This is a genomic window from Glaesserella parasuis (assembly GCF_002015085.1).
In the GTDB taxonomy this organism is placed as follows: Bacteria; Pseudomonadota; Gammaproteobacteria; order Enterobacterales; family Pasteurellaceae; genus Glaesserella; species Glaesserella parasuis.
Map to the genome: position 1 here is coordinate 54,148 of NZ_MUXW01000026.1, position 8,570 is coordinate 62,717.

General features: G+C 40.1%; 4 protein-coding genes. All 4 read right to left on the minus strand.

Annotation, left to right across the window (positions count from 1 at the left end):
* Positions 1-66 precede the first annotated feature (66 nt).
* The 4 genes from B0183_RS07460 to putP all read right to left on the minus strand — a co-directional run bounded on the left by B0183_RS07460 (position 67) and on the right by putP (position 8,254).
* On the minus strand, positions 67-1,776 hold the full coding sequence (locus B0183_RS07460) for a ribonucleoside-diphosphate reductase subunit alpha (protein WP_021111207.1): 1,710 nt from the start codon (positions 1,774-1,776) through the stop codon (positions 67-69).
* Positions 1,763-2,740, minus strand: a complete 978-nt coding sequence (locus tag B0183_RS07465) for a ribonucleotide-diphosphate reductase subunit beta (RefSeq protein WP_062924036.1) — start codon at positions 2,738-2,740, stop codon at positions 1,763-1,765. Before B0183_RS07465 ends, B0183_RS07460 begins: the two co-directional genes overlap by 14 nt.
* A gap of 281 nt (positions 2,741-3,021) precedes the next feature.
* Positions 3,022-6,633 (minus strand): bifunctional proline dehydrogenase/L-glutamate gamma-semialdehyde dehydrogenase PutA, encoded by a 3,612-nt coding sequence (putA, locus tag B0183_RS07470; protein WP_078208586.1) that lies wholly within the window; start codon positions 6,631-6,633, stop codon positions 3,022-3,024.
* 115 nt (positions 6,634-6,748) lie between these two features.
* Positions 6,749-8,254 carry a sodium/proline symporter PutP gene (gene putP / locus B0183_RS07475; RefSeq protein ID WP_021112833.1) on the minus strand — a complete coding sequence of 502 codons (1,506 nt, stop codon included), beginning with the start codon at positions 8,252-8,254 and terminating at the stop codon, positions 6,749-6,751.
* Between the last annotated feature and the right edge of the window lie 316 nt (positions 8,255-8,570).

The following is an 8,570-nucleotide window of genomic DNA, read 5'->3' on the forward strand; positions in this document are numbered from 1 at the left end:
TTTTCTATCAAAAGTTATCAAATGAAATAAAAAAAGCGACCCGAAGATCGCTTTTCTAACAAGAGACTATGCCTCACAGCTACTACAACTTAACAAGTTGCGGTTAAACACTTGTGCCGCACTCATTGAGTATTGGTAGTAAATTGATTTTAAGCCCAATTCTTCTGCCGTTAAGTACAGTTGGTTTAAATCACGAGCAGGGGTAGCAGGGTGCACCATAATGTTAATACTTTGCCCTTGGTCAATGTATTTTTGACGCTGTGCCGCTTGCTGAATAACGCTTAACTGGCTGATTTCAGAGAAAGTTTTAAAGACCTCTTTTTCGTGTTCAGAGAGCTGTGTTAAATGCTGAACAGAACCATCGTTCAATAAGATGCTATCCCAAATTTCTTCGGTGTCTAACCCTTTTTCTTTAAGAAGTTGCTCTAAGAATGGGTTTTTATAAACCGTTTTAATCTTAGCTAAGTCTTTAACATAGTAGTTTGACTTAAACGGTTCAACCGATGGCGATACACTGCCTAAAATAAAGCTACTTGATTTTGTCGGAGCAATACTCATCAAGGTTGTATTACGGCGACCATATCCTTTTAACAATTCAGGTTCACCAAAGCGTTGAGCTAACTCTTTAGAAGCTTTAAGGGTTTTCTCTTGTAATGTTTTAAAGATAATATTGTTCTTTTGCATTGCTTCAAAGCTATCAAAAGCAATATTGTTTGCTTGTAAATAACTATGCCAACCTAACACACCAATTCCTAATGCACGGTGACGCTTAGCAAAGCGGTTTGCACGATCAAGGAATGGCATATTTTCACTTTTCTCGATAAATTCCGACATCACCACATCTAAGAAATAGGTTAATACTTCAGGTGCATCGGTATCTTTCCACTCATCAAAATAGAGCAAATTCATTGAAGATAAACAACAAACAAAACTTTCTTCATTATTTGACGGCAACATAATTTCGGTACACAAATTCGAAGCGTGAACCGTCATATTTTTATCTTTATACACATCAGGACGACCAGCATTTGCATTGTCTTTGAAGAACAGATATGGAATGCCTGTTTCTGTTTTACGTTGCAAAATTTTCGCCCAAAGTTGTCGCTTGTATGGATCACCTGCTTTCATTGACTCAAGCCAGTCGTGTCCAACACATACGCCATAGTACATTAACTGAATTGGATTACCTTCGGTGTGAATATCCAACCACTCATCAATGTCGCCGTGTTCAATATCAATGTAGCCTGCGAATTGTCCTTTACGAGAAGTACCTTGTGAAATAACATCGATCACCGTATCAAACAACTTACTGAAGTTAAATGAACCGTCTGATTTTCCGTTATTTTTAATCAAGCTACCACGCGGACGAATATCGCCAAAATAGGCTGATGTACCGCCACCGATTTTACTCATCATACCCACTTCAGCGGTTGTCACCATAATTTCGTGGATCGAATCGCCAATATAGCTACCAAAGCACGAAATCGGTAGGCCACGATCTAAACCGAAGTTTGACCAAATTGGCGAAGAGAGCGAGAAATAGCCACGTCCCATATAGTAGTAGAACTTGTCTGCATAGCCTTCAATACCTAGCTTACGCTCTGCGTGTTCTGCAATAAAACGAATACGATCTAAAGCAGTTGTCCCTTCCAACAAATAGCCACGTTGCAAGAAAAGACGGCTGTCATCATTCAACCACTCAAAATCAGGACGGTTTACGTTAGTGTAGCCAAGTTGGAACAACTTTGGCTGATAATAATCATTAGAATAAGTCATCGGCGGTAATCTGTTTCATTTTTTTACTATAATCGGTACTACGTTTGTTAAAGAAATCTGTTTCTTTAGTTGAAATGATTTCAATATCAAACCACTCTGTTTCTTTTAACAAATCAGGATCTACATCGTATGGTGGTTCTAAACCTAAAATAGATAATGAATTGTTATAGCGATTCATAATATAGTTTTCGACGGTTTTACGAGAAATAAAACTTAAATCGCCCTCTTCAAAAATCCAGTCTAAAATACCTCTCTCAGCTTCAAAGGCTTGTTGAGATAAGGTTTTGAGTTCTTCAAAAAACTCAGGGGTAAATAATTCACTATGCTCATCACGCAAAATTTCATATAACGCAATACCAAAACGCCCGTGAATTTCTTCTTCTTTTGAAGTAGCTTCCACTGCATTAGAGATCCCTTTAAACAGATTTTTATGCTTGTTGAAAGACATCATAATAATGAACTGACCAAACAACGAAATATGCTCAACGAACAACGAGAACAGCACAAGAGATAGCACAAACTGCCCTTTGCCTGTATCTTTTTCTCGCATAAAATCTTCCATATAACGAATACGTTTCATCAACGGCTCAATTTCCGTGATTTGCGTAAACATATCGTTCAAGCCTAATTTTTCTAACAAGAAAGAGTAAGCATCTTTATGACGAACCTCACTTTCCGCAAAAGTTCCCCCCACATCGTCCATCTCTGGTTTCGGGAAGTAACGATATAACTCACCCCAGAAACGTTTAACATTTACTTCCACCTGTGAAATAGCCAGCATTGCACGGGTTAAAACGTGACGTTCGTGGTCGTTAATATTAGTACGGTAATCTTGAATATCCCCCGTAAAATTAAATTCGGTATGCAACCAGTACGAGTGACGAATTGCATCTTTAAACTCAAGTAATTCAGGGTATTCATAAGGTTTGATTTGAATGCGTTTTTCAAAAATGTTGCGTGCCATAATGATTTGAGCTTCGTGGTTGATTATTCAATGGGGAGTATTTTAGAGATATTTTTTCGTTCTACAAGATCTTGACAAATGGCTATCCCTGATTGTGTCGTCCTAGTGATTGATTTTAAAAGAAAAAATTTTTTGTAAAAATTCAGTTTCGCTAAAAAAACTATATCTTGTGTTTTTAAAAGTTAGAAACACAAGATATAGTGGTTGTAAGTGGTGGGATTATGCTCTTATTGGTCCTTTACCTTATTATTCCCTCAGCCCTTATCCAGTTACCTTAAAAATTAATCCATCTCACTCATCAAACTTGCATTTCCGCCCGCCGCGGCAGTGTTAATGCTGATTGCTTTTTCGTGTAGCAGTGGGAATAATGAAAGAGCAAGGTCAAGATTTTCAACATAGGTAAGAATTGCCCCTGTGCGTTCTGCATAGTGAGCCTTTTCTTCCAATGAAAGCGGTTCAAGCACAATCAAGCTACTTAAATTTGCTAAACTGTTGAAATCATTGCTAATAATCACTAAGCCTGCAAAATGCTGAGCCTGTTTAGCCAGTGGTGAGTGAGAATGTACCACAGCACGGCTACCCGATACCACGATGGCAGTCAAGGCTTGAATTTGTTGCTCTAGTGAGCCATTGCCGATTGCAATAACAGGACGAGCTTCAAATTGCATAAAGTTTACTTCCCCTGTAATCCCTTGCATTTTAAAGATTTTCCCTAATGGCGACTGGCGAGAAAGGCTTGCAATAAGATCTTGGGCATTTTGTAATTCTGTGCCTGAAAGCACCGCTTGTATGCCTGAGAGTAAGCCTGAAGTGTCGGCTGGTTTGCCCCCTTCTAAACCCGATAATGTCCATTCACGGCGATCAACTAAGCGTTGTAGATAAAGTGGACCACCAGCTTTCGGACCTGTTCCTGATAATCCCATTCCGCCAAATGGCTGAACCCCGACGACTGCCCCTACGGTATTTCGATTGACATAGAGATTGCCTGCGTGAATACTTTCAATCCATAAATCAACGGTTTCATCAATACGGCTATGTAAGCCACTGGTTAAGCCAAAACCTGTCGAGTTAATGTCTGCCATCACTTGAGGTAGATTATCCGCATCAAATCGGATAACGTGTAGCACAGGGCCAAATACCTCGTGTTTTAATTGATTGATATGCTCAATTTCGAGTAGCGTCGGTGGTACAAAAATGCCAGTTTGAGCCAGTTCGAGATCAATCGGAACTTGATAGCACGATTTCGCCACTTTTTTCATTTCGTCGATATGGTTGAGCAAACGTTCTTGAGCTACCTTATCAATCACTGGACCAACGTCCGTATTAAGATTTTGCGGTCTGCCGACTTTTAACTCTGCCATTGCCCCTTTGAGCATTGTGAGGATATGCTCTGCAACATCACGTTGCAAATAAAGCACTCGCAATGCAGAACAACGTTGTCCTGCCGAATCAAAGGCTGAGTTTAAAACATCAGCAACCACTTGTTCAGCTAACGCAGAACTATCGACAATCATCGCATTTTGTCCGCCTGTTTCAGCGATAAGCGGTACGATATGGGCTGATTTTTGCAAATTGCGATTGATATTCTTAGCCGTATCCGTTGAACCTGTAAAAATCACGCCATTCACTCGTGGATCACTCACTAAAGCAGAACCGATCACTTTTCCACTCCCCGTTAAGCACTGTAAGGCTTGCTCAGGAATACCAGCTTGATGAAATAAACTCACGGCATAATATGCCATTAATGAGGTTTGCTCTGCAGGTTTGGCTAATACCACATTACCAGCTACCAACGCAGAAGAAACTTCGCCGACAAAAATCGCAAGTGGGAAATTCCACGGGCTAATAGCAACGACAATGCCTCTCGGATTGCGATAGTCTTCAGGGTTTTGACGCACTTCTTTTGCATAATAACGGCAGAAATCGACCGCTTCACGCACTTCGGCAATCGCATTATTTAAGGTTTTCCCTGCTTCTCGTACGGCTAAGTCAAAGAGCTGTGGCATATTGGCTTCCATCAAGTCAGCCATTTTTTCAAGTGCTTCAGCTCGTACTACTGGGGAAGTGTTTTGCCACTCAGCTTTAAATTGTTCTGCAACAGCAAAGGCTTTTGCCACATCATTTTCCGTAGCATCGATCACTTCACCAACCACTTCTGCGATATTTGCAGGGTTGCAAACTTGGCGAAAATGAAGATTTTCAGTTTTTTCGCCTGCAATTTGCGGTTCAGCACGATATTGTTGGCTTGCAAATTGATTTAATTCTGCCTCTAATGTTTTTAAGTGGATCGCATCGGTTAAATCATAACCTTTAGAATTTTGGCGTTGCTCCGCAAAAAGTTTAACTGGTAGTGGAATTTTCGGGTGCATTGTGCCTGCGGTTATTTGGGCTTTAGCGACAGGATCACAAGCTAAATCATCAATGCTAAGATTTTCATCGACAATTTGGTTCACAAACGAGCCGTTCGCCCCATTTTCTAACAAACGGCGAACCAAATATGCTAAGAGCGTTTGATAAGAACCCACAGGGGCATAAATTCGGCATTGCACATTCAGATTATTTGAGCCAACCACCTCATCATACAAGGTTTCCCCCATTCCGTGTAAACATTGAAACTCAAAGTGCTTACCTTGGGCTAAATGGTAAATGGTTGAAAGAGTTTGAGCATTGTGAGTAGCAAATTGTGGATAAATGACATCTTGAGCAGATAACAATTTTTTCGCACACACGATATAGTTTAAGTCGGTATGGACTTTACGAGAAAATACTGGATAACCTTCCGCACCATCAGCTTGAGCGCGTTTTACTTCACTATCCCAATAAGCCCCTTTCACTAAACGGATCATCAATTCACGATGGTTCGCACGGGCTTTCTCAATCAAATAATCAATCACATAAGGGCAACGTTTCTGATACGCCTGAACCACAAAACCGATACCATCAAAGCCAGCTAGATCAGGATCAGCAATCAAACGATCCATTAAATCTAAAGAAAGCTCAAGGCGATCAGCCTCTTCCGCATCAATGTTCAAACCGATGTCGTACTGTTTGGCTAACAAAAACAGATCTTTTAAACGAGGATAAAGCTCATCAACTACCCGCTTGTGTTGAGCTAAACTATAACGAGGGTGAATAGCCGAGAGCTTAACCGATACCCCAGAAGATTTATATACTCCTAAACCACGAGAAACCGCTCCCACAGCGTGAATAGAAGCTACATAATCATCATAATAGCGTTTAGCATCTTCTGCAGTGAATGCAGCCTCACCTAACATATCGTAACTATAACGATAGCCCATTGCGAACCGCTTTTCTCCATTTTTAATCGCTTGCTGAATGGTTTCCCCTGTCACAAATTGTTTGCCTAACAAACGCATTGCTACATCAACCCCTTTACGAATAAGCGGTTCTCCACCTTTCTGAATAAGGCGAGAAAGTGAAGAGGATAGACTACTTTCACTGTGAGTAGCCACCAGTTTACCCGTAACAACTAACCCCCACGCTGCCGCATTGACAAAGAGAGAAGGGCTATTGCCAACGTGGGAACGCCAATCACCTTTGGCAATCTTGTCACGAATTAATTTATCTGCCGTTGCTTTATCAGGAATACGCAATAACGCTTCAGCAAGACACATCAATGCAACACCTTCTTCACTAGATAGAGAAAATTCGTGCATCAACGCATCAACACCACTGGCTTTCTGACGAGCATTTCTGACTTTTTCAACGAGTTTTTTAGTAAGCGTTTTAATGCCTTCGGCGTGTTCATCTACTCTAGCTTGTGGAATAAGTTGTTTGACGAGTTGCTCTTCATCACAACGATAGTGTTCGCTTAAGGTTGGACGAATAGCGGTAGCTTGAGGCAAAATATGATAATGAGATATGGCTGACATTGTTTTTCTCCCGTTTCATTGTTGTTATTGAGATGATTGCAAAACATCGCTGCAATCTCACCGCTTGTTAAAAGCAAAAAACGGCTTGCCAAATGACAAACCGTTTCTAGATAAATTATTTCATTGCATCTGCATAAGCTTTTTCAGCTTTATCAAAAGTTTCCACGATTTCTGCTTTAGGGGCAGGGGTAATCAAAGAAACCACGATGATTGCGATAAAGGCAAGGATAAATCCAGGGATCATCTCATAGATAGCACTCTCTGGTAATAATTTATCCCAGAATACTACCACTAAAGCCCCAACTAACATTCCAGCCATTGCGCCAGCTGCATTCATTCGCTTCCAGAAAAGCGACAGAATAACCACAGGTCCAAAAGCACAGCCAAAACCAGCCCACGCATTTTCAACTAATTTTAATACTTGGCTTGTTGGATCTTGGGCAATAGCAATCGCAATCACTGAAATCACAAGAACCATCATACGACCTAACCAAACTAGCTCTTTTTGACTTGCATTTGGTCTAATCATACCTTTATAGAAATCTTCTGTAATCGCACTTGAACAGATCAACAACTGACAACTTAATGTACTCATTACCGCTGCTAAAATTGCTGATAATAAAATCCCAACAATCCAAGGATTAAAGAGTAATTTAGATAATTCAATAAAGACTTGTTCATTATTTTGATTAACCACAGCCGCCTGTTCAGGATTTGCGAAGAAGTAGGCTTGCCCAAAGAAGCCGATCCCTACCGCACCAAATAAACAGATAATCATCCAAGTCATACTAATACGACGAGCATTTGGCATTGATTTCACACTGTCTGCAGCCATAAAACGCGCTAAAATATGTGGCTGACCAAAATAACCCAATCCCCAAGCAGCTAAACTTAATAGACCGACAAAGGTTGTGCCTGTGAATATATCAGTAAAATCCTTACCGACATATTGCCCTGCAGCAATAATCACATTATGCGTATCCGCAAAGCCACCTAAATGAATTAACACAAAAATAGGGGTTAAGAAAAGAGCAAATAACATCAGACTAGCTTGAATAGTATCCGTCCAGCTTACCGCTAAGAAACCACCAATAAAGGTATAGATGATAGTGGCTAATGCACCATACCATAACGCTGTGGCATACGGCACGCCAAATAAATTTTCAAATAATCTTGCCCCTGCGACTACGCCCGAAGCACAGTAAATGGCAAAGAAAAATAGAATAATAGTAGCAGACACAATTTTGAGGATTTTTGTGTTATCGCCAAAACGGTGATGGAAATAGTCAGGCAAAGTTAAAGCATTCGCATTGTATTCCGTATGCATACGCAAACGACCGGCTACAAATAACCAGTTAAGGTAAGCACCTATGGTCAAGCCAATTGCAATCCAGCCCTCAACCAAACCTGCCGCATAAACCGCACCAGGTAAACCCATTAATAACCAGCCAGACATATCTGATGCCCCTGCTGATAACCCTGTTACAAAACTACCTAATCGACGACCGCCTAAAATATAGTCCGATAAATTATTCGTAAATCGATAAGCAACAAAACCAATTAAGACCATTCCGATAATATAAATCAGAAACGTCGTTGTTGTCGGATCAAAGCCAAACATAAGGTTTCTCCCTAGTAATACAAAATTCTAAACTGTCTAATATAGCAGAAATCACAGCATCTTAACTTTTCCTTTTAATCAACTGACTACTATCTGTCCTACATCTTAAATTTGTTCAAGTATAGAACAAAAAAATTTATTTTGTAACATTTCTTTAAACTTTTTTTAATTAAAATTATACAAAAATAAGAGTATTGTATATTCACCCTATTTATTTGCTCTAACCGTTATCAAGGACAACCTCTTTTAAAATTTTCCCTAAAAACAAAAAACCGCAGGCTATCTCTAACCTGCGGTTTCTTCTCTTTAATAAAAC

Bases quoted from the DNA above. Each gene is read 5' to 3' on its own strand.
- B0183_RS07460 (WP_021111207.1), bottom strand. From the start codon at position 1,776: ATGACTTATTCTAATGATTATTATCAGCCAAAGTTGTTCCAACTTGGC.
- B0183_RS07465 (WP_062924036.1), bottom strand. From the start codon at position 2,740: ATGGCACGCAACATTTTTGAAAAACGCATTCAAATCAAACCTTATGAA.
- putA (WP_078208586.1), bottom strand. From the start codon at position 6,633: ATGTCAGCCATATCTCATTATCATATTTTGCCTCAAGCTACCGCTATT.
- putP (WP_021112833.1), bottom strand. From the start codon at position 8,254: ATGTTTGGCTTTGATCCGACAACAACGACGTTTCTGATTTATATTATC.